Source organism: Streptomyces sp. NBC_00258 (assembly GCF_036182465.1).
Lineage (GTDB): Bacteria > Actinomycetota > Actinomycetes > Streptomycetales > Streptomycetaceae > Streptomyces.
Map to the genome: position 1 here is coordinate 1,018,819 of NZ_CP108081.1, position 20,536 is coordinate 1,039,354.

At 68.5% G+C, this 20,536-nt stretch carries 15 protein-coding genes and 7 pseudogenes; 14 read left to right on the forward strand and 8 right to left on the reverse strand.

From position 1 onward, the window contains the following. The first annotated feature begins 22 nt into the window (after nucleotides 1-22). The 7 genes from OG718_RS04845 to OG718_RS04875 are packed head-to-tail and all read left to right on the forward strand — an operon-like array spanning nucleotide 23 to nucleotide 8,673. Nucleotides 23-1,033 carry an ABC transporter substrate-binding protein gene (locus tag OG718_RS04845; protein WP_328843369.1) on the forward strand — a complete coding sequence of 337 codons (1,011 nt, stop codon included), beginning with the start codon at nucleotides 23-25 and terminating at the stop codon, nucleotides 1,031-1,033. Further along, a complete protein-coding gene (locus tag OG718_RS04850; RefSeq protein WP_328843370.1) occupies nucleotides 1,030-2,073 on the forward strand; it encodes a FecCD family ABC transporter permease in 1,044 nt (347 codons plus the stop codon). Before OG718_RS04845 ends, OG718_RS04850 begins: the two co-directional genes overlap by 4 nt. Then, nucleotides 2,070-3,128, forward strand: coding sequence for a FecCD family ABC transporter permease (locus OG718_RS04855; protein ID WP_143644781.1), 1,059 nt, complete (start codon nucleotides 2,070-2,072; stop codon nucleotides 3,126-3,128). The genes OG718_RS04850 and OG718_RS04855 overlap by 4 nt, the downstream gene beginning before the upstream one ends. Beyond that, complete coding sequence (locus tag OG718_RS04860) at nucleotides 3,125-3,979, forward strand: ABC transporter ATP-binding protein (protein ID WP_260695946.1); 855 nt, start codon at nucleotides 3,125-3,127, stop codon at nucleotides 3,977-3,979. The genes OG718_RS04855 and OG718_RS04860 overlap by 4 nt, the downstream gene beginning before the upstream one ends. After that, complete coding sequence (locus OG718_RS04865; RefSeq protein ID WP_328843371.1) at nucleotides 3,972-5,168, forward strand: alpha/beta hydrolase; 1,197 nt, start codon at nucleotides 3,972-3,974, stop codon at nucleotides 5,166-5,168. Before OG718_RS04860 ends, OG718_RS04865 begins: the two co-directional genes overlap by 8 nt. Next, nucleotides 5,165-6,925, forward strand: coding sequence for an ABC transporter ATP-binding protein (locus tag OG718_RS04870; protein ID WP_328843372.1), 1,761 nt, complete (start codon nucleotides 5,165-5,167; stop codon nucleotides 6,923-6,925). The genes OG718_RS04865 and OG718_RS04870 overlap by 4 nt, the downstream gene beginning before the upstream one ends. Next, nucleotides 6,922-8,673: an ABC transporter ATP-binding protein gene (locus tag OG718_RS04875; protein WP_328843373.1), complete on the forward strand. Its 1,752-nt coding sequence runs from the start codon at nucleotides 6,922-6,924 to the stop codon at nucleotides 8,671-8,673. Before OG718_RS04870 ends, OG718_RS04875 begins: the two co-directional genes overlap by 4 nt. 649 nt (nucleotides 8,674-9,322) lie before the next feature. Here OG718_RS04875 and OG718_RS04880 read toward each other — a convergent pair. Then, on the reverse strand, nucleotides 9,323-10,003 hold the full coding sequence (locus tag OG718_RS04880) for a Crp/Fnr family transcriptional regulator (RefSeq protein ID WP_328843374.1): 681 nt from the start codon (nucleotides 10,001-10,003) through the stop codon (nucleotides 9,323-9,325). 77 nt (nucleotides 10,004-10,080) lie between these two features. Here OG718_RS04880 and OG718_RS04885 point away from each other — a divergent pair, with 77 nt between their 5' ends. Further along, nucleotides 10,081-10,347, forward strand: a complete 267-nt coding sequence (locus OG718_RS04885) for a YciI family protein (RefSeq protein WP_143644778.1) — start codon at nucleotides 10,081-10,083, stop codon at nucleotides 10,345-10,347. Between the two features lie 335 nt (nucleotides 10,348-10,682). On the opposite strand, the gene OG718_RS04890 is transcribed toward OG718_RS04885, so the two are convergent. Further along, on the reverse strand, nucleotides 10,683-11,075 hold the full coding sequence (locus OG718_RS04890; protein ID WP_143644777.1) for a hypothetical protein: 393 nt from the start codon (nucleotides 11,073-11,075) through the stop codon (nucleotides 10,683-10,685). A gap of 264 nt (nucleotides 11,076-11,339) precedes the next feature. Between OG718_RS04890 and OG718_RS04895 the strand changes: the two are divergent. After that, nucleotides 11,340-11,836: pseudogene (locus OG718_RS04895) on the forward strand (IS5 family transposase); the annotation flags it as partial. Here OG718_RS04895 and OG718_RS04900 read toward each other — a convergent pair. Beyond that, nucleotides 11,826-12,383, reverse strand: coding sequence for an RBBP9/YdeN family alpha/beta hydrolase (locus tag OG718_RS04900; RefSeq protein WP_223065040.1), 558 nt, complete (start codon nucleotides 12,381-12,383; stop codon nucleotides 11,826-11,828). The pseudogene OG718_RS04895 and the gene OG718_RS04900 sit on opposite strands and share 11 nt — an antisense overlap. Before the next feature lie 229 nt (nucleotides 12,384-12,612). Here OG718_RS04900 and OG718_RS04905 point away from each other — a divergent pair. Further along, nucleotides 12,613-12,705: pseudogene (locus OG718_RS04905) on the forward strand (IS5/IS1182 family transposase); the annotation flags it as partial. 140 nt (nucleotides 12,706-12,845) lie between these two features. Here OG718_RS04905 and OG718_RS04910 read toward each other — a convergent pair. Further along, nucleotides 12,846-13,588: pseudogene (locus OG718_RS04910) on the reverse strand (transposase family protein). A 150-nt stretch (nucleotides 13,589-13,738) separates the two neighbouring features. On the opposite strand from OG718_RS04910, the gene OG718_RS04915 reads away from it, so the two are divergent. Together OG718_RS04915 and OG718_RS04920 are read left to right on the forward strand one after the other, a co-directional pair. Further along, complete coding sequence (locus OG718_RS04915) at nucleotides 13,739-14,374, forward strand: DUF6461 domain-containing protein (protein WP_143645132.1); 636 nt, start codon at nucleotides 13,739-13,741, stop codon at nucleotides 14,372-14,374. Nucleotides 14,375-14,555: 181 nt separating this feature from the next. Then, nucleotides 14,556-14,720, forward strand: a pseudogene (locus tag OG718_RS04920) (thiamine pyrophosphate-dependent enzyme); the annotation flags it as partial. Between the two features lie 111 nt (nucleotides 14,721-14,831). Here the strand turns inward: OG718_RS04920 and OG718_RS04925 are convergent. Beyond that, a complete protein-coding gene (locus tag OG718_RS04925; RefSeq protein ID WP_328843376.1) occupies nucleotides 14,832-16,322 on the reverse strand; it encodes an FG-GAP and VCBS repeat-containing protein in 1,491 nt (496 codons plus the stop codon). Between the two features lie 351 nt (nucleotides 16,323-16,673). On the opposite strand from OG718_RS04925, the pseudogene OG718_RS04930 reads away from it, so the two are divergent. Beyond that, nucleotides 16,674-17,437 (forward strand): annotated as a pseudogene (locus OG718_RS04930) (transposase family protein). Nucleotides 17,438-17,458: 21 nt separating this feature from the next. Here OG718_RS04930 and OG718_RS54355 read toward each other — a convergent pair. After that, nucleotides 17,459-17,720: pseudogene (locus OG718_RS54355) on the reverse strand (hypothetical protein); the annotation flags it as partial. 348 nt (nucleotides 17,721-18,068) lie between these two features. After that, nucleotides 18,069-18,473 carry a type II toxin-antitoxin system PemK/MazF family toxin gene (locus OG718_RS04940; RefSeq protein WP_328843377.1) on the reverse strand — a complete coding sequence of 135 codons (405 nt, stop codon included), beginning with the start codon at nucleotides 18,471-18,473 and terminating at the stop codon, nucleotides 18,069-18,071. A gap of 167 nt (nucleotides 18,474-18,640) precedes the next feature. On the opposite strand from OG718_RS04940, the pseudogene OG718_RS04945 reads away from it, so the two are divergent. Further along, a pseudogene (locus OG718_RS04945) lies at nucleotides 18,641-19,883 on the forward strand (IS701 family transposase). Nucleotides 19,884-20,055: 172 nt separating this feature from the next. Here the strand turns inward: OG718_RS04945 and OG718_RS04950 are convergent. Then, nucleotides 20,056-20,526, reverse strand: a complete 471-nt coding sequence (locus OG718_RS04950; protein WP_328843378.1) for a hypothetical protein — start codon at nucleotides 20,524-20,526, stop codon at nucleotides 20,056-20,058. Between the last annotated feature and the right edge of the window lie 10 nt (nucleotides 20,527-20,536).

The following is a 20,536-nucleotide window of genomic DNA, read 5'->3' on the forward strand; positions in this document are numbered from 1 at the left end:
CACCGAGAAGAAGAGAACACCCATGAGCAACGCCCCCCTGATGAGACGCGGCGCAGCCGTTGCTGCCGCACTGATGAGCGCGTCGCTCGTCCTCACCGCCTGCGGCGGTGACGGCGACGACACCGGCGACAAGGCCGCCGGGACCCGCAGCGACAAGGCCGCCGAGACCCGCAGCGTCAAGGCCGAGAACGGCACCATCGAAGTTCCGGCCGCCCCCAAGCGAATCGTCACCATCGGCAACACGAACCTCCCGTTCATCGATCTGGGTGGCGAGCCGGTGGGCGTCACCGAGGCGTCCGGGTCCGAGCTCGACGTGCTGCCGGAGGAACAGAGGACTGCCTATGAGGCAGCCGAGATCATCGGCACCAGTGGTGGTGAGGTGGACCTCGAGAAGCTCGCCGCCCTCAAGCCGGACCTCATCCTGGTCCAGTTCTCGTCGGACGATTGGGACAAGGTCGGCAAGCAGCTTGAGGCAATCGCCCCGACCGTGTCCTGGGGGCTCGACACCGAGTGGAAGGCCTTCGCCGACGCGATCGCGGGGGCCGGCAACGTCGCGGATGCGCTCAAGCAGCAGAAGGCGGAGTTCAAGGAGAAGGTCGCCAAGATCCAGGAGACCTACGGCAAGATCATCAAGGACACCTCGTTCGTCGACGTCTCCCGCGGAGACTGGAGCGATCCCGGAACGTTCTACATCGCGGACATCGGCTGCTCCGAGATCGCCCGTGACGACATCGGCCTGGACCTCCCCGAGGCGGCCGAGGGCAAGGACCCCCTGGCCTACGAGTCCCTGCCGTTCGAGCAGATCAGTGAGCTGTCCGAGTACGACGTGATCACCTACCCCGTCGACGCCGGCGGCAAGCCGACAGCGCCCTTCAAGCCGGTGGTCGAGACCAACACCTGGAAGGCGCTGCCCGCAGTGAGCTCCGGTCGAGCGCTGGGCGTCTTCTGCCCCGGCAACAACTCCTACGGGCCCGTCAATCGATACCTGGACTCGCTCGACAGCGCACTGGCTACCCTCCCCGGCAAGCAGTGACAGCCCTCGTCCTGCGGCAGGACGGTCCGGGCACCGAAACGGTGCCCGGACCGCGTCGTCGTCTGCTCGGCCTGGTCGTCGCGCTGGTGGTGCTGGTGATCCTGCTGGTGCTGAGTGTCATGATCGGTTCGACGGCGATCGCGCCGTCAGTGGTGTGGGACGCGCTGTTCCACTCCTCGGCCGACACCGACCAGTTCGCGATCCGCGACTTCCGTCTGCCGCGCACGATCGTGGGTCTGGTCGTCGGCGTCGCCCTCGGTCTGTCGGGCGCGTTGATCCAGGCGCTCACCCGCAATCCCCTGGCCGATCCGGGTGTCCTCGGCGTCCATGCCGGCGCCTCCTTCGCGGTGACGGTCGCCGTGGGCCTGCTCGGCGTCCGCGACGTCCAGGGCTACATGTGGTTCGCGTTCGCGGGGGCATTGATCGTCACACTCCTGGTGCTCGCCCTCGGGTCGACACGACAGGGCTCCTCGCCGGTGGTCATGGTGCTCGCCGGAGTCTGCGTCGGCGCCGTGCTCGGCGGCGCCAGAGAGGCACTCCAGTTGACCGACCCGGACGCCTTCGACGCGATGCGGAACTGGAACGCCGGGTCGATCGCGGGCCGCCCGCTCGAGGTCGTGTGGCCGGTCGTGCCGTTCTTCGCGGTGGCACTCGTCCTGGCCTTCGCGGTGTCGGGCCCGCTCAACGCTGTGGCCCTGGGCGACGAGCTGGCGATCGCCCAGGGGGTCCGGCTGGCACGCACCCGGGTGCTCGCGGTGATCGCACTCACCCTCCTCGCCGGCGGCGCCACCGCGATCGCCGGACCCATCGCATTCGTCGGCCTCATGGTGCCGCACGTGGCCCGTTGGATGGTTGGCCCGGACCAGCGCTGGATCTTCGCCTACAGCATCCTCCTGGCCCCGAGCCTGCTGCTGGTCTCCGACATTCTCGGCCGCGTCGTGATGAGACCCGGCGAGATCCCCGTGGGTATCGTCACCGCCTTCGTCGGCGCCCCCGTTCTCGTCGCGCTGGCGCGGCGGAAGAAATCGAGCGGACTATGAACACGCACATTCCGCCGGTGGATTTCGGCCTGCGGGTGCTGGTGCTGCGGCACCGGCGGATCGCGATACTGCTTCGGTGGCGCTCGGCCGTCGTCTGCGCGGTGCTTGCGGTCGCGATCACCGGTACGGCGGTGCTCGCGCTGATGACCGGCTCGTACGCGCTGAGCCCCGGGCAGGTGCTCTCCGCGCTGACCGGCCGGGAGACCGGCATCGTCCACGACATCGTGGTCGAGTGGCGGCTGCCCCGAGTGGCCGCGGCGGTGGTGTTCGGCGCAGCCCTGGGGGTGAGCGGGGCGCTCTTCCAGTCGCTGCTGCGCAACCCTCTCGCCGACCCCGGCATCATCGGGCTCTCCGAAGGCTCCTACACCGGCGCACTGATCGTGATCCTGGTCGTCAACGGCACCTACGTGCAGCTGGTCGGCGGGGCACTGCTGGGCGGGATGGCCACCGCGGTGGCCGTGTACGTGCTCGCCCACCGACGAGGGGTGCAGGGGTTCCGGCTGATCGTCGTCGGTATCGGCGTCTCGGCGATGCTCGGGTCGCTCAACACCTGGCTGATCCTCAAGGCCGACCTGAACCAGGCGATGTCCGCGGCCGCGTGGCGTGCCGGGTCGCTCAACGGCGTGTCCTGGGGCCAGGTCGTCATCGGCGGCGCCTGCGTCGCCGTACTCCTGCTGCTGGCCGGGATGTTGAGCCGGCCGATGCGGCAGATGGAGCTGGGTGACGACGTGGCCGCCTCACAAGGGGTACGGCTCGCGCCCGTACGCCTCGGCCTGATCCTGGTGGGAGTGGCGTTGACGGCGACGGTCACGGCCGCGTCGGGGCCGATCGTGTTCATCTCCCTGGTCGCCCCGCAGATCGGACGACGGCTCGCCCGCACGGCCGGAATCACCCTCGCCCCCGCCGCCTTCGTCGGCGCGCTGTTGTGTCTGGTGTCGGACTACCTCGCCCAGCACGTCGCCCCCACCCCACTGCCGGTCGGCATCATCACCGTCGTGCTCGGCGGCGGCTACCTCGGATACCTGCTGTTCACCGAAGCCAGGAGACGCCTGTGAGCGCGACCCCGCCCGACACCGCGCGCCTCCGTGTGGAGTCGGCGACGATCGGCTACGACAGGCGGATCATCTCCGAGCACCTCTCGGTGGCGATCCCCGACGAGTCGTTCACGGTCATCGTCGGCCCGAACGCGTGCGGCAAGTCCACCCTGCTGCGCAGCCTGTCCCGACTGCTGAAGCCGTCGGCCGGGCAGGTCGTCCTCGACGGTGCCGACATCAACTCCTACAGGACCAAAGAGGTGGCGCGGCGCGTCGGACTGCTGCCGCAGACCTCGATCGCCCCGGACGGGATCACCGTCGCCGACCTCGTGGGCCGGGGACGGTACCCCCATCAGGGGTTCGTCCGGCAGTGGACCGAGGACGACGAGCGGGCCGTGCTGAGAGCGATGCACCAGACCTCGGTCGCCGACCTGTCCGGGCGCCCGGTGGACGAGCTGTCCGGCGGGCAGCGCCAGCGCGTGTGGGTGGCGATGGCGCTCGCGCAGCACACCGACATCATGCTGCTCGACGAACCGACCACCTTCCTCGACATCACCCACCAGATCGAGCTGCTGGAACTGTTCACCGACCTGCACGATGTCGGCCACACCCTGGTCGCCGTCCTGCACGACCTCAACCAGGCCGCCCGCTACGGCACCCACCTGATCGCCATGAAGGACGGCGCCGTGGTCGCCGAGGGTCCTCCGGACGAGGTCGTCACGGCCGAGCTGGTCGAGGAGGTGTTCGGTCTGCGCTGCCTGGTGGTGCCCGATCCGGTGGCCGGCAGCCCCCAGGTGGTACCGCTCGGCCGCGAACGAACCCGACGAAGGTCCGCTGACAACACCGACATGGAGAGCGCGACAAATGGCTGATCCGTTGGTCGAGAAGCTGTCGACCGGTGAGTGGAGCCCGGAAAGGTTCCGACGGCACCTCAAGGACACGGGTGCACCGCTTGTCGAGCGGGTCTCCGCGGACGAGGTGGACGTGACGTTCGTCGACGAGCCCGGAGACGGCACGACGGTCACTCTCTCGGTGGTGATCGGCCCCAGAATCGGCTTCAACCCGATCGAGGGGGAGTTCGCCCCGGTGGCGGGGACACCGTTCCGCGTTCGCACCCTGCGGATGCGTTCCGACCTGCGCTTCTCGTACGTGTTCGCACGACGTTCGACGACGAGTGAGGACGTACGGGTTCCGGACCCGTTCAACCCGCCACCGAGGTTCTCCGAGTGCTCGGTGGAGCGGTTCTCCGGAGCCTCGGTGGCCGTGCTGCCCGACGCGGGGCCGTTGCCCTGGCTCGATCAGGCCGAAGCACGGCCTGCCCCGGCGGTGGAAGCAGCCGTGCTGGCGAGCGAGCTCCTGGGAGACGAACGCCGGATCTGGGTCTCGATGCCCCCGGGAGAGTTCCCGGACGAGAGCGCGCTGCCCTTCGTGATCCATCTGGACGGGACGCCGGACCACAGCGCGCCCAGCGTTCGTGACGCCCTGGTCCGGGCGGGACTGGTCCGACCCTGCGCGGTGGTCCTCGTCGGCCAGCCCGCACGGCGGCGCGACAAGGAGCTGCTCTGCAACCCGGCGTTCTCCCGGATGCTGGTCCAGGAACTGCTGCCGTGGCTCCACCAGCGGTATCCGCTCTCGCGGGACCCCGGTGACGTCGCGCTGGCCGGCGAGAGCTTCGGTGGTCTGTGTGCCGGCTGGACCGCGCTCCACCACCCGACGACGTTCGGCAACGCCATCCTCCAGTCCCCGTCGTGCGGGTACCACCCTGACCTCAGGTGGGGCACCGGGGCGGGCGAGCTGCTGCGCCGTACCCCCGTACCGACACTGATCGCCGACTGCCTGGCCGCGGAAGCGGCACCGGTCCGCATCTTCCACGACGTCGGTGAGCTGGAGAGCTCGAACACCCACAGCCGCTGGCTGGACCACGTACTCACCGGGAAGGGCTACGACACCCTGTACAGAGAGTTCGCCGGGGGACACGACTACGCATGGTGGCGAGGGATGTTCGCCGATGCCCTGCTCTGGTGCTTCCCGCTCCCGAGCGGGGATCGGAGCCAGGCATGAGGAACTGCCTGCGCTTCTCGGGCGCCGACCCTTCAGGACTGGGGCGAGGACCGCTGACCCGCCGGCTGCCGGTGCTCCTGCTCGCTCCCGCCGAGCCGCTCGACGCTCGGCCGTTCGAGTCCGGGCCGGGGACCACCCCGGGCCGGTTCCTGCTGCGCGTGATCTTCTCGGTGAGGCGGATCAGCGTTCCCGCGATGCTGCTGGCGATCGTGTGGCAGGTGGGCGAGTCCGCGGTCCCGCTGGTGATGGGACTCGCGATCGACCGGGCCGTTGCGACCGGGGACGAGGGACAGCTGGTCCTGTGGCTCGGCGTGCTGGTGGCCCTCTACGTCGCGCTGACGTCGGCCGCGAGGCTCTCGCTGCGGCTGACCGCCCACGCGGTGCAGGTACTGCAGCACCGACTCCGCGGCACCCTCTCCACGGGCGTGCTGCACCCGGTCGGCGGCACCGCCCGTGCGCCGGGCGGCAACGTGGTCTCGGTGATGACGAGCGACGTCGCGCGCCTGTCCAACGCGGTGATCCTGACCATCATCCCGGTCTCCAGGGTCACGGCCATCGGATTCATCGCGGTATCGCTGCTGGCGACGCACTGGCTGCTCGGACTCGTGGTGCTGTTCGGGGCGCCGGTCGCGGTCTGGTCGATGGGCGTGCTCAGCGAGCGGCTCTCCCGGGACACCCGCGAGTACCAGGGGCTGCTGGCCTCCACGGTCGGACAGGCCACGGACCTGGTAGCCGGCTACCGGGTGATCAAGGGGATGCGTGCCGAGGCCGAGGCAACCAGCCGGTACCGGCAGGCAAGCCAAAAGACCCTTGTCGGCGCCAGGCGCAACGCGGGCCTGCTGGGGAGGTTCCTTGTGGGCTCGGGCGTGGTCAGCGGCACGTTCGTCGCCGCGGTGCTGGGGCTGGCCGGCTGGTTCGCCGTGGACGGACAGCTCAGCATCGGCGGGCTGATCACCGCCGTCGGCCTCGCCCAGGCGCTGCTGCCGCAGATCCAGGCCATCGCGAGCACGTCCATCCCCAACCTCGCCGGCGCCCGCGCCTCGTCCGTGCGTGTCCTCGACGTGCTGCGGGACAACGCCACGCCGACGGCCGGGCCCGATGACGCGACCCGACAGGAGGTCACCGCGCTGCCGGAACTGGACGTGGTCGTGCCGGGCGTCTCCGGGCCCGGCGTGACGATCCGGGTCGAGCCCGGCGAGCTCGTCGGCGTGCGCGCCGACGACCGGACCGCCGCCCGTGTCGTCGAGGCGCTGCTGGACCCGCGGCCCGAGGGAGCGGTCGAGGCGCGGCTCGACGGGATCGCGGCCAGGGAGCTGTCCCCGGTCGAGTACCGCGCCCGGGTCACCGTCGCGCCGCACCGCGTCACGCTGTTCAGCGGCACCCTCCGCGACAACGTCGCCGTGATCGCGGGCGCGCCCGAGCGGGTGGACGCGGCGGTGCGGGCCGCCGCCTGCGACGACTTCGCGGCCGACCTCGACGTCCCGGTCGGCGAGGGCGGCAACCGGCTCTCGGGCGGCCAGCGCCAACGGGTCGCGCTCGCCCGCGCCCTGGCGAGCGACGCGCCGGTGCTCGTGCTGCACGACCCGACCACCGCGGTCGACTCGGTCACCGAGCACACGATCGCGGGCCGCCTGCGTGCTGTCCGGGCAGGCCGCTCGACGCTGTTGATCGCCTCGGCCCCGGCGCTGCTCGCTGCCTGCGACCGCGTCGTCGAGTTGCCTGACGACGTACCCGCACTCTCAAGGACGGCGCTGTGAACGGCACTTCCGTCGTGGCCGAGACCACGGCTTCCGATGCCGGGCCGCCCGGGCTGCCCGTCGCGAGCGGCCGCGAGACGCTCCGGGAGGTGTGGCGGCTCAGCCGCGGGTACCGGCTCCGGCTCACCGCGACCGGAGTGCTGGGGATCGTCAGCACCGGCGTCGAGCTGATCGTCTCCGCGGCGATCGGATACCTCGTCGACCGCGTGCAGGCCGGCACCGCGGACCTCGCCACAGTGCTGACGGTCACGGCCGCCATGGTGCTCTCGGCGGTCCTCGGTGCCGCGGGCACCGCGCTGACGATCGTGCTCGCCACCCGCGTCTACCACTCCATCCTCGCCGCGCTGCGCGAGGAACTCGTGAGCCGCGCCATGACGCTCCCACAGCACCACGTCGAGCGCGCCGGCACCGGAGACCTGATCTCGCGGTCCAGCGACGACGTCACCGCGGTCGCCGACGCCGCCCCCGCCGTGATCCCGGTGCTCACCGTCACCGCCTTCACCATCGTCGTGTCGCTGGGCGGGCTCGCGGCACTGGAATGGCCCTACGCGGCCGCCTTCGCCGTCGTACTGCCGGTCTACGTGCTGGCCGTGCGGTGGTACCTGCGCATCGGACTGGGGGTCTACCGCGCCGAGCGCACGGCGATGAGCGCGCGTGCCCAGCAGATCCTCGAGTCCCAGCGCGGCTACGCCACCGTGCTCGGCTTCGGGCTCGCCGAACAACGACACCGGGCCGTGATGACGGACTCCTGGCGCGTCGCGGGGCAGTCGCTCCGTGCACGCACCGTGCTGAGCATGCTCAATGCCCGGCTCAACCTCGGGGAGTGCCTGAGCCTGGCCGCCGTACTCGTCGTCGGCTTCGTCCTCATCGACCACAACGCATCAACCGTCGGCGGCGCCACCACCGCCATGCTGCTCGTGCTACGCCTGCTCGGACCGGTCAACCAGCTGCTGCTGGTCATCGACACCCTCCAGTCCGCCCTCGCCTCGCTGAGCCGCATGATCGGGGTCGTCACGATTGCGTTCGGCTCGTCGGATGTCCCAGCGCAGGCCGCGAGCGCCGCCGTACGACTCAACGAGGTGTCGTTCCGTTACGGCGAAGGGCCACGGGTGCTCGACGACATCACCCTCGACATCCCGTCCGGTCAGCGCGTGGCCGTCGTCGGCGTGTCCGGGGCGGGCAAGACCACGCTCGCCGGCCTCATCGCCGGCACCCACCTGCCCGAGGCCGGGAGGGTGACTCGCCCCAGCCGTACCACGATGATCACCCAGGAGGTCCACGTCTTCGCGAGCACCCTGCGCGACAACCTCACCCTCGCCGCGCCCGGGGCCACCGACCGCGACCTCCATGCAGCGCTGGAAGCCACCGGCGCTGCATCGGTCCTCGATGTTCTCCCCGACCGGCTGGACACCCTGCTGGGTGTCGGAGGACACCCGCTCACCGACGCACAGGCGCAGCAACTCGCCCTCGCCCGCCTGCTGCTCGCGGACGCTGATCTGGTGATCCTCGACGAAGCGACCGCCGAGGCCGGCTCCGCCTACGCCGGACAGCTCGACCGCGCTGCTGATGCTGTCCTCGCCGGGCGCACCGCAGTCGTAGTCGCGCACCGTCTCTCCCAAGCAGCAACCTGCGACCGGATCATGGTGATGGAGCACGGTCGGATCATCGAGACCGGCACCCACGGAGAGCTGGTTGATGCCGGTGGTGTGTACGCCGGGTTGTGGACGGCCTGGGAGGCCACTCGGTGACAACTGCATGACCAGGCCAGGACTCGCCGCAGTCCGCGCAGCTTGTCGTCCTGGGTGAGTCCGTCGGGGTGGCGCGTCAGCCAGGCGGTGACCTGACGGACGGTCGGCCGAGGGACTCGGTCGGGGCCCGTGCGGTGCGGAGCTGCTGCAGGTAGCAACGACTCCAGCACCGACCACTGCTCATCAGAAAGCTCCCCTCGCCCCACATCTTGATCATCACCGTGCAGGACGCGCACAGGAATCCGAACCCAAAACACGGCCCACGAATCGACTGATCAGGAACAGGGACCGGTAGAGGCGTCCGGCGGTGCGGTCATGTGGCCTGCAGGCTGGTGTCTTCGAGGCAGGCGCTGGCAGCTTCAGCGAACGCCTCGAGCGCTTCCTTGATCTCTTGCAGGAGCGGGCGAAGCCCTTCGTCAGGACGCACGGAGGTGCTCCCTCGCCCATGGGGTCGAGGTGAAGCGCCTGCCTCCGAGCCTTGGCAATGAGCCCTGCAGCCTCGGCGTCCGGAAGGGGGTCAACAGCAGCGATGTGGGCTCGGTCTCGGTCGGATCGTGCCTGAGACCCTGAGCAGTGCCACGTGGGCAGTGCAAGCCGCGTCCTGGATGGAGTCGTGGAGGAGTTGGAGTCACTGATGAAGTGTTGAACGTCATCGTTTGATGGGGTTCCGTGTTTCCGCCGGCGGCAAGGGGGCACTTGCGCGCAACGCGAGGAGCTCTGGTGCGAGCACTGCGACAGCGCGGCGGGTGACCTCGACCAAGCCGTCGCGGCGCAGCTGGGAGAGTATGCGGTTGATCGTCACCCGGGTCGTTCCCAGCAGGTCGGCAAGTTCCTGTTGATTCCCTGGCAGCTCGGCCTTCCCTTGGGGAGATGCCGCAGCCTGCGCCAACAGCCAGGTCGCCAGCCTGGCCTCGACCGGCAGTGTGACGGCATTGGTGAATCGCTCCTGTTCATGCCGGGCGTGGTCGGCGAGGAGGCGCAGTACGTGTCTGCGTACCGAAGGCACGTCGTCGACCAGTGCCTCGAATCGGGTTCGCGGGAGGCTGCGCACGGTGCAGGCGGTGATTCCTGTGAGGGTGGCTGTGTGTCCGCGGCCGTCGATCACCGCGACCTTGTCCAGTGCACAGGGCCCGGCCCATTCGCCGAAGCGGACGACCCGACCGGCGGCCGTGCTGATGGTGGCGGACACCCGGCCACGCAGCAGTAGAAGGAGGTGCTCGGCTGGATCGCCGGCTCTGCGCAGTACCTCTCCCTCGTGGTAGCGGCGTGGCATCGAGTTGGACCACAGCACGCGCAGCCGATCTTCAGGCAGTGCGGCCAGCAGAGGCACGGTGGCCAATGCCTGCCATGCCGCTGGTGTATCGGCTGATGCTGAACTCGTCATCGTCAGACCGTACCGTCGGCCGCATGATGATCCTTGAGCTTGCCTTCACTGCTTCTCCGGAACGTCTCGCCGCACGTCCGGCGCACCGGTCGTTCCTTGCCCGGCTCCACGAGGAGGGTCGGCTGCTCGCGGCGGGTCCCTGGGCAGACGACTCGGGAGCGTTGCTGGTGTTCGATGTCGAGCGTGTCGAACTGGGACGCCTCCTCGACGCGGATCCCTACTACCGGACGCAGGGTGTAGAGGTGGTGGGCATCCGGGAGTGGGCACCTGTGGTCGGATCGATGAGCTGACCGGGCCGTCCAGCGGCGGCCTGTTGGAGCTACGCCCTTGCGCGGAAGATTCGTCACGGGGCCATTGGCCAGGGTGTGGGGTTCCCAAGGGAGAACCGTCACTGACGATCGCTCCAAAGTGCGGAGCTCCGCACCTACTTGATGGAGCGTCAGCAACCAATGTTCGACGGCACGGCGCCCGCCGTCTCACGCACGAGCAGCCCACCACAATCGAATTGCGGATGAGCGGATGGATCCGGCTGCCGGGGGCGAGATGGCGGATCAGCACGAGTCAGGTGAGGTTGGCCGTGACCGTGGTCCAGGCGGACGACGAGCCACTCCTGCTTCTCGGACACTCACGCCCGACTGGAGAGAGGAACTCGAAGCTGAACGCGCAGTCGGATCGAGGTGTCGATGGGAAGTCCCATGCTGGAGTAGCGAAGATCTTTCGAGTAGTTCGCGATGAGTTCGAGGTCCCGCAACTGCCGCTGCAACTCAAAGGCCAGTGCTTCGTCCGCATCAGGGACGAGCTCGTCTTCATCCTGCTCGGCCAGGAACTCAAGGTGTTGATCGACGGCCTCCACTGCCCGGCGACTGGTCCAGCCGGCGAAGTCGTGACAGCCGAACAGATAGGCGTGCGCGGCGTACAACGTCGCCGCTGCGGCAGACTCGTCTGCATCATCGGGCCCGTCCTGGCCGTCGTTGTGGCAATACTCGCTGAGCATGTACTCGGCGACACCGCGCTTCACCGCCGAGAAGGCCTATGAGTCACCTAGAACGCCCTCCCACACGGAGTTCAACAGGGGACGAAGGCCCACAGTGAACGGCGCCTGCTCGTCGGAGGGTAGTCCCTCGTGCCAGCTCATGAGCCGTTCCGCGAGACCAGCAGCAAACACGCCGCGCTCTCCAGGCGACATGGCCTTCAGCCGCTCCTCCACCAGCGCTAGAAGCTCCCGAGTCATACCGGGGCCGGAGGCCGGGAGCCCTGTTTCAGGGCCGCGAAGACGGTAACCGGGATCGCGACGGGCCCGTCGCCGGTCGATCGGGGCCGAGCCGGCTCCAAACACCACGTGATCACCGACGGGCATGGAACCCCACTCGCCGTCCTGCCGACCGGCGGCAACCGCAACGACGTCACGCAACTGCTGCCGCTGCTCGACGCCGTCCCACCGGTCCGCGGCCGGGTCGGCCGTCCCCGGCGCAAACCGGATTCGCTGTTCGCTGACCGGGTCTACGACCATGACGTCTACCGCGACCAGGTCCGCACCCGTGGCATCGTGCATGCCATCGCCCGCCGCGGCACTCGGCACGGCACCGGGTTGGGGATGTACCGGTGGGTGATCGAGCGGACCTTCGCCTGGCGGCACGGCTTCCGACGCCTGCGCATCCGCTGGGAACGGCGAGCGGACATCACGAAGCCTTCCTCAAGCTCGCAGGCTGCTTGATCACCCACCGACAACTCGGCTCACTGTGTCAGCCGTTGTTGGAAGCCGTCGCGACTAGCCGATGAGCCTGTCGAGCAACTCGAAGGTCTCATACGGCTGGTCGTAGTCGCCGAAGTGCCCGTCATCGCGAACGATCTGCGTGCCTCCCAGCCGCTCGAACATCGTGCGCCCCTGCCTGTCGTCGCAGCCGTACGGGTCGTGGCGGGAATTGATGAAGTACAGGTCGCGAACATGGGCTTTGATCGCCGCCCAGTCGTAGCCGGTCTGCAGGACGGGCTCGTCTCGGGTGTTGGGCTGTGTGGAATACCCGGCTACGAGGACGCCCTGGGACACCGTCGCGTCGATGTGCTCGAGGACCGCGAGCAGCAGGGCGGCGCCCCCCGAGTGACCGACCAACACCGTGCGCTCGTCGAAGACATGGTTGGCGAGCACCTTCGGCAAGAAGGTAGCAATGGGCTCTTCGTTGAGGTCGGGATAGTGCGGTATCTCGACGGCGTACCCGCGCTCGGCCAGTCGCCGACCCAGCCACGGATACCAGCAGACCTCAGGGTTCGCGCCCGTTCCGTGGAAGATGATGACGTTCCCCTGCACAGGACCGTCGGCCTCTCTCATAGCGTCGCCTCCAGTGTCGTTTCCCGGGTTGGTGCCCTTCCGCAGGAGTAGACCGCAGATGCGCCCCAGAACTCATCGGTCACCGGCCGAAGTTTTCTGCAGGACGGAATCCCATGGATGTGCAGCCCCACGCGGCGGGCCGCCGTGTGCACCAGGCTCGCGGGCCAGCTGTCGTACGACGCCTTCGGATCTGATCACCGCTATTGGCATGCCAGGCCCAGGCGAAGGCCTGCGCATCCGCTGGGCACGGCGAGCGGACATAGACGAAGCCTTCCTCAAACTCGCAGGCTGCTTGATCACCCACCGACAACTCGACTCATTGTGTTGGTCGTTGTTACTGACCTTGAACATGTGCGATGTCGTCATGACGGAGCGGGCCGAAGCCGGGTGCCGGTGAAACAGTCGTCGAGTACGCGGAGTGGCCACCCAGAGGCCGGCTCCGGTGAACCTTTTCCATTTTGATCAGGTGGCGAGTTCGAGTGCGACGGCGGCACGGACGACAGCGGTGGTCCGGGTGGTGCTGCAGCGGAGCTTCCGCAGGAGCCGCCGGCATTTGAGGATGGTCATGGCGTGTTCGCCCAGGCTGCGGATCTTGGCGTGATCGCGGTTGTGACGCCGATGCCGGCCGTGCAGGTTCTTGCCCCGGAACGGAACGGGACGCGGACAGCAGGGCCTGCGCCCTGATATGCCTTGTCCGCCCAGTACTTGACGTCGTCGGCGGTCAGGGCGGCGGGAATGCCGTGGGTCCGGGCCGCGGTCAGATCGTGCACGGCTACGGCTGCGGGTAGGGTGTCCGAGGCCCGGAGCAGACGGCCGGCTGGATCCGCGAGGACCTGCACATTCATCCCGTGGTGGTTCTTCTTCCCCGAGTAATACGGCTGGTCGGCAGCGATGCGGTCGATCGGCAGCACGGTGCCGTCGAGGATCAGGTACGCCTTCTTCCGCACGGTCGTCATGGCCTGTTCCAGCGTGGGCGCGAGTGCGGCCAGAAGATCGAGGGTCTGGCGTATGTACCGGTGGACCGTCGTGATACCGACGCGGAAACCTGCTGCGAGGCGGGCGTGGGTGTCGCCGCAGCGCAGGTGGGCCAGGACGAGCAGGGTCTGCCGGCCGTAGGCCAGGCGACGCCACCGGGAGCCGATCCGACGACGGTGACCTGCGAGGAGACCGGAGAGGTGTTGCAGGGTGCGGCTGGACAGATCGATTCACTCCGCAAATGCCAGCGTCTGGTGAGCAACGATCCCTTCCGTATTGAGTTTACGGCCTGAACAGGAATCATTATCTGGTCTCCGCACCACACAGCACGGACGGTGTGGAGACCAGCGGCACGCAGCGGCACGAATCACGGAGGCACTATGGCAGCGGACACAGACGCGCCCTCGCTCGACTGGGCGAAGGGCTGGACGTGCGTCACCTTTACCCGGGACCTGACCGCCGAAGAGGTACTCACCCGGTACGGGGCGGACCCGTCCCGCTCTCGTCTCCTCGACGCGGAGCAGGCGTCGGAACTGCCCACAGGCAACTTCGCTAACGGGGCGGTCTCCCTGCTGCGGTCCGGCAGACTCGGCGACTGGGCCTTCTGCATCGAGGAGGATGGTGTCATCGGCTCCTGGCCCGAACCGCTCGCTGCACTGTCCCGGGACACCGAGACGTACAGCGTACTGATGACCGAGGGCCTCGACGTCTTCCAATACTGGCGTGACGGCGAGTGTGTCGAGAACTTCGAGCCGAACATGCCGGACACGGACCACACCGGTGCATGGCGGGACCGGGTCGATGCGGCACTCGCCGCGCACGAGGGTGAGAACGCCGGGATGGCGCCAGTGGTGGCCCTCGTGCTCGACCATCTCGGCATCACCCTGGACGACACCGCTGTTGCCGGCTCCTGGCCCAGCCTGACCTTCTCCGAAGACGACGCACCGTCCACCCCGCGCGGCAACACCTACGCGGGTGAGGGCCCGGTCCCACCTCAGTCACCGACGGGAAACTGAGCACGGTTCAGGGCTGTGAGTGGGCGTCCTGGTGGCAGCAGGTGAGTGTCGGCAGCGTGGAGCGCCGACTGCTTGATGGTAGGGCGTGTATGAGGAGCGGTCTGCTGTCGTGAAGTGACCAGGTGGCTGCTGTCGTCCGGTCATCATCGGGTCGGCTGGCTGTCATGGAGGCGGCTGCTCACACCCGGACTTCGTCGCGCTCGCGGAGTCCTTCGGCGTCCCCGGTGTACGGACCACGCCGGACTCCCTGGCCGACGACCTCGCCAAGTCCCTCGCCACGCCCGGCCCTTCGGTGGTCGTGCTGCCAGCGGTGCTGCGGATGTTCGCGCCGACGCACCTGGACTGAGGCGGTGGGGCGGCCCGCGCACCTCGGCCGGAGCCGGCTCACCCCGGCCGGACATGACGGTGGGGCGGCACCAGGCCGCCCCACCGAACCCCCGTTGCCGGATCGGCAGGCTCAGCGCAGGAGCGCGCCGAAGCGGGCGCCCGTGGCGGGCGCCGAGAGGTCGCCGGCGCCGAACGCGAGGGACGACGTGGCCGTGAGACCGGTCGCCGTGCCGCGCAGCACCCAGACCGCGCCGTTCCAGCCGTTCTCGGCCTCGGAACCGGCCGCGAGGTCGGCGTGGCCGTCACCGTCGAAGTCCAGCAGGGCGCTGCTCGCGCCGAACTGGTCGTCCTTCTCGGCGACTCCGGGCACCCCGGCGGTGTCCTGGTGGAAGGTCTGCGTGCCGGCGCCCGTGACGCCGGTGGCGCTGCCGGGGACCAGGGCGACGGAACCGGCGTCGGTGATGTCGCCGATGTCCTCGCCCGAGATGCCGAGCACGATGTCGCCGAAGCCGTCACCGTTGACGTCCGCCACCGAGACCGTGGAGCCGATCCCGTCGCCCTCCTCCTCCACGCCGGGGAAGCCGGGCAGGTCCTGGTCGAAGACCTGTACGCGCTCCTCGGACAGGCCGGAGGCCGACCCGAACGCGATCTGGACCTTGCCGCCGGCCCAGTAGTTGCCCACCACGACGTCGTCGAAGCCGTCGTTGTTCACGTCCCCGATGCCGGTGCCCGTGCCGGTCGCCGTGCCGTCCGAGGGGGTCCAGCCGGTGGTGAAGCCCGTGCTGCCGCCGCCGAGGAGAAGATGGTTGCCCCATTGGCCGTCGCCCGCGTACTTCCAGGCGACGATGTCGTCCTTGCCGTCGCCGTTGACGTCGCCGGTCCGGGTGGAGCGGATGGGACCGGTGATCGAGTCGCCGTCCTCCCGGCAGCCGATGCCGTTGGTGGCGCAGGACGCGTCGGGGGTGTCGTAGCCCCACCAGTCGGCCTTGTCCAGCAGGGGCAGGGTGGCGGTGGGCTGTCCGGCACGGGAGACCGGGCCCTTCCACACCGTGGCGTCGCCGCTCGACGGGTCGTCGCCCGCGCCGGACAGGTAGGAGAACAGGGCGAGGTCCGTCTTGCCGTCGCCGTCGAAGTCACCGGTCGTGGGGGACTGCCCGTACCCGGGTATGGCCGTGCCGCCGGTGAGTCCGGAGGCGGAGCCCCAGAGGATGACGGAGCCGGGGCTGCCGCCCGAGATCACCAGGTCGCTGAAGCCGTCGCCGTCGAGGTCGCCCTTGGTGAAGTTGGTGCCGAAGCGCTGGTTCGCGGTGGCGGAGCCGGGAACGCCGCTGGTGGAGCGGCTGATGAGCTTCTTGTTGGCGGTGGAGATCCCATTGGCGGAGCCGTACGTGACGGCCACGTAGCCCGCCTTGGCCTGGCTGGAGATCGTGGCGTCCGGTGCCGACACGACCAGGTCGGCGTATCCGTCGCCGTTGAAGTCGTCCTGCGCGTCCGCGGACCCGGTGGCCGCGTGCGCCGTGGCCCCGGTGAGGGCCATGGCGCCGAATCCTCCGGCGAGCAGCACCGCGGCTGCCAGGGGTGCGGTGAGCGCGGTACGAGTTCGGCGGTGTGCTCGGGACATACGTGAGCCTTTCGAGTCGGTCGGTTCTATACGCGGAAGGCCGCGTTCAGTGGGTACGACTCGAGCCGGGCGATCCCGGTTGTACGTCCCAATGTCATGGATTCGTAACCGAGGAGACAGGTGTGGCGCTGAACTCCCTTGTTGTCACAGGGAGTTCAGCGCGTATTGTGAGTAGGCGTGCTGGTAGCAGCAGGTGAGTGTCGGCAGCATGGAGCGCTGGCTGCCTGATGACAGGGCGTGAGGCGTTTCCACCTGACGGGTGATTGGACGGGCGACCCCGGCGGTGGGCATGAAAAAGCTCCTGGTAGACGGGTTCACGACCAAGATCGCCAGTCCGCCAGGAGCTTTCGCGTGCTTGTCTGCCTGTCCGGTATCGATCTGTCCAGCCGCACCCTGCAACACCTCTCCGGTCTCCTCGCAGGTCACCGTCGTCGGATCGGCTCCCGGTGGCGTCGCCTGGCCTACGGCCGGCAGACCCTGCTCGTCCTGGCCCACCTGCGCTGCGGCGACACCCACGCCCGCCTCGCAGCAGGTTTCCGCGTCGGTATCACGACGGTCCACCGGTACATACGCCAGACCCTCGATCTTCTGGCCGCACTCGCGCCCACGCTGGAACAGGCCATGACGACCGTGCGGAAGAAGGCGTACCTGATCCTCGACGGCACCGTGCTGCCGATCGACCGCATCGCTGCCGACCAGCCGTATTACTCGGGGAAGAAGAACCACCACGGGATGAATGTGCAGGTCCTCGCGGATCCAGCCGGCCGTCTGCTCCGGGCCTCGGACACCCTACCCGCAGCCGTAGCCGTGCACGATCTGACCGCGGCCCGGACCCACGGCATTCCCGCCGCCCTGACCGCCGACGACGTCAAGTACTGGGCGGACAAGGCATATCAGGGCGCAGGCCCTGCTGTCCGCGTCCCGTTCCGTTCCGGGGCAAGAACCTGCACGGCCGGCATCGGCGTCACAACCGCGATCACGCCAAGATCCGCAGCCTGGGCGAACACGCCATGACCATCCTCAAATGCCGGCGGCTCCTGCGGAAGCTCCGCTGCAGCACCACCCGGACCACCGCTGTCGTCCGTGCCGCCGTCGCACTCGAACTCGCCACCTGATCAAAATGGAAAAGGTTCGGTGTAGGCGCGGTCGACTAGCACGGGAATGCCCTGACGTTCGCAGATCAGGATGATGCCGTGGGTGCGGGCTGCGGTGAGGCCGTGGGTCCGGCCGGGCAACGCGGGTGAAATCTACAGCAGCTTGCCCGCGGGATCGGTCACGAGCTGCACGTTCACCCTTGGCGGAGCTGCTTCCGGGAGAAGTCGGCCCGGGGCGCGACCCACGACAGGATGCGAAGCGCCTGTCACCTACGCGGTCACCCTCACAGGTGACGATGAGCATGGTTACCCACTCGACCAGCGCATGAGGCAGGCCGAGTGCCGGGAGGAATTGGAACCAACGAGGCTCCTGCACTGATGAGTTGAGACATCGAACGCCTCTCTCAACGGCACGGGAGCCTCGTGCGTTGCGAACACGAGCCCATCACCCGCCCCGTGGCCACTGTGAAGATATCCGTGCCCCTCCATATGCTCCTCGCACCCACAGGGGCAGGTCCCGCGGCCCGGACTTCTGGGCGATGGGGTGCGCGGTGGCAGTGGCAGTGGCAGTGGCAGTGGCAGTGGCAGTGGCCGGGTAGTACTCCAGCCGTAGATCGTGATCTCGATGGTGAGGTGAGTGGCACCTCTGCGCCTACCCGAGTTCACCGAGACGGAGGGCGTCCCTTATCTCGCTGAGCTTCGCGGTTGTCACCGGGGTCCGTTCCTTCACCTGTTCGCCGAGACGGAGGGCGTCCTCAATCTCGCTGAGCTTCGCGGAGGACAGGACGCCCGCCCGCTCGATCAGGTCGTCCCGGGACACGGTGGTCAGCCACGTGCAGGGGGTAAAGCCCGGGCGAGGGAACGCGAACCGCAGCACGCCTTCAAAGGGCAGCCCTTCCATGGCACCTACTTGCACTTCGACGCCCAGACCGCTGATGTCGACGCCCGCAGGAGTGACGACCTGCATCGCCCGGATCCTGGACGCGTCGTCTGCCGCCAGCAGCACGACCAGCCGCCGCTCGTCGAACTCCACCCACCAGACTTCGCCACGTTGCACATGTCCTCCTGACTCAGGACGGCAAGCGGAACTGCGCGACCCTGACGCTTTGTGGAGACTGGGGCGGCCACCGTTGATTATCGTGAGTTGTGTGGGCTGACGAAGAGACGGCGGCTGCAGGTCACAGCATAGAACCCGCCCGTTGGCGGGACGCGTTCGAGGGCCTGATGGGCCTGTTGGGCCGGATCGCGGGGCGCCTCGCCCGGGTCGAACCCCGGCGCAGGGCGGCGCGGTTGGTGCTCGGTCTGTTGGCCGATCTGCCGCGCAAGAACTGCTGGACCATCACCGAGTGGGTCGGCGAGACCACTCCGGATGGCATGCAGCACCTGTTGGGCAGGGCCAAGTGGGATGCCGATCAGGTCCGCGACGACGTGTGCGGCTACGTGGTGGAGCACCTGCACGACGACCGGGCGGTGCTGGTCGTCGACGAGACCGGCGATGTGAAGAAGGGCACGGGCACGGTCGGCGTCCAGCGCCAATACACCGGTACTGCTGGCCGGATCGAGAACTCCCAAGTCGCCGTCTACCTGGGTTACGCAGGCAAGCGCGGCCACGCCGCAGTGGACCGGGAACTCTACGTTCCGCGCTCCTGGTCCTCCGACCCCGACCGCTGCCGCGCCGCGGGCCTTGCCTAGGACACCACCTTCGCCACCAAGCCGGAGCCGGCCACTCGTATGGCCGCCCGGTTCCTGGACGCCGGCCACCAGGCTGCCCGGGTTGCCGGCGACGAGGTCTACGGCGGCAACCCGAAGCTGCGAACCGCACTGGAGGAACGCGGCACCGGCTACGTCCTCGCGGTGGCCTGTTCGCACGAAGTCACCACCGGTGCGGGGAAGTTCCGTGCGGACATCTTGGCCAAGAAGGTGCCCAAGCGGGCCTGGCAGAAGCTCTCCGCAGGGGCCGGGGCCAAGGGCCACCGCGTCTACAACTGGGCAGTCATCGACCTCTCCGACCCCCGCCCCCGGCAGTCGTCCACTACTGATCCGCCGTAACCGCAGCACCGGCGAACTCGCCTGCTACCGCTGCTACTCGCCCGCGTCCGTGCCGCTGACCGCGCTGGTCAGAGTCGCCGGATCAAGATGGCGGGTGGAGGAGTTCTTCCAGCCGGGCAAGGACCTGGCCGCACTCGACGAGCACCAGGTCCGCCGCTATACCTCCTGGTCCCGCTGGGTCACCCTCGCCATGCCCGCGCACGCCTTCCTCGCCGTCGTATGCGCAGACGAGCACACCCGCCCCGCACCCGATGCCCTCATTCCGCTCACCTGCAACGAGATCCAGCGCCTGTTCATCACCCTCGTCGTCCGACCCGTCCACGACACAGCCCACCGGCTCGGTTGGTCGAACTGGCGACGCCGCCACCAGGCCCGATCCCAAGCCAGCCACTACCGACGACAAGCCACTCAGGAATGAAAATCACGAACTACGGCTGGAGTAGTAGGACGTCAGGCGGGCGCGGTTCCTCCTGATCTTGCGAGTGGGAGCACACGATCATGATGAGCCGCACCCGTCCGGGTTCACCCGGCCACGCCCGCCTACTGGCCAGGCGGCACGATTACGCCGAAGGGGGTGGTAGCAGGGAGGGTCACACTGCGAGGGCCGAGCACGAAGTCCTTTCGACCCAACGATGCGAACCTATGGCGTTGTTGACGGAGCCGAAGGTTCTGTCTCCGAGCCAGTAATCGTCGGTCAGATTCCGGACGAATCCCTCGGCACGGGTGAGGCAGATGTGGAAAATGCTGTTGCCTCCGCTCCCCAGGTAGAACTTCACCTCTGAGTAGTTTCCCTTGTTGACGACAGAGCTGGCCTGGTTGGCGTCACCACCCCGGAAAGAGCCGGAGCTGTCGCCCCAGTCCAGGTCGTTTCCCTTGGCCGCGCCGATATGGCCGTCACAGTTGATCGCCGAGTAGGCGGACATGTAACCGCTGCCGGCGTTCTCGTAGTTGTCCCAGCAGGTCCCGGGCGTCGAGGCGGAGGCGCTGGGGCCGAACCCGAGGACCGAGACCCCGGTCAGGGCCGCCACGGCGGCAGCCGAACCGAATTTGGACATGCGCATGCCAATCTCT

Coding starts and splice junctions, on each gene's coding strand:
- OG718_RS04845 (WP_328843369.1), top strand. CDS start 23: ATGAGCAACGCCCCCCTGATGAGACGCGGCGCAGCCGTTGCTGCCGCA.
- OG718_RS04855 (WP_143644781.1), top strand. CDS start 2,070: ATGAACACGCACATTCCGCCGGTGGATTTCGGCCTGCGGGTGCTGGTG.
- OG718_RS04865 (WP_328843371.1), top strand. CDS start 3,972: ATGGCTGATCCGTTGGTCGAGAAGCTGTCGACCGGTGAGTGGAGCCCG.
- OG718_RS04870 (WP_328843372.1), top strand. CDS start 5,165: ATGAGGAACTGCCTGCGCTTCTCGGGCGCCGACCCTTCAGGACTGGGG.
- OG718_RS04885 (WP_143644778.1), top strand. CDS start 10,081: ATGATGATCCTTGAGCTTGCCTTCACTGCTTCTCCGGAACGTCTCGCC.
- OG718_RS04900 (WP_223065040.1), bottom strand. CDS start 12,383: ATGAGAGAGGCCGACGGTCCTGTGCAGGGGAACGTCATCATCTTCCAC.
- OG718_RS04915 (WP_143645132.1), top strand. CDS start 13,739: ATGGCAGCGGACACAGACGCGCCCTCGCTCGACTGGGCGAAGGGCTGG.
- OG718_RS04925 (WP_328843376.1), bottom strand. CDS start 16,322: ATGTCCCGAGCACACCGCCGAACTCGTACCGCGCTCACCGCACCCCTG.
- OG718_RS04950 (WP_328843378.1), bottom strand. CDS start 20,526: ATGCGCATGTCCAAATTCGGTTCGGCTGCCGCCGTGGCGGCCCTGACC.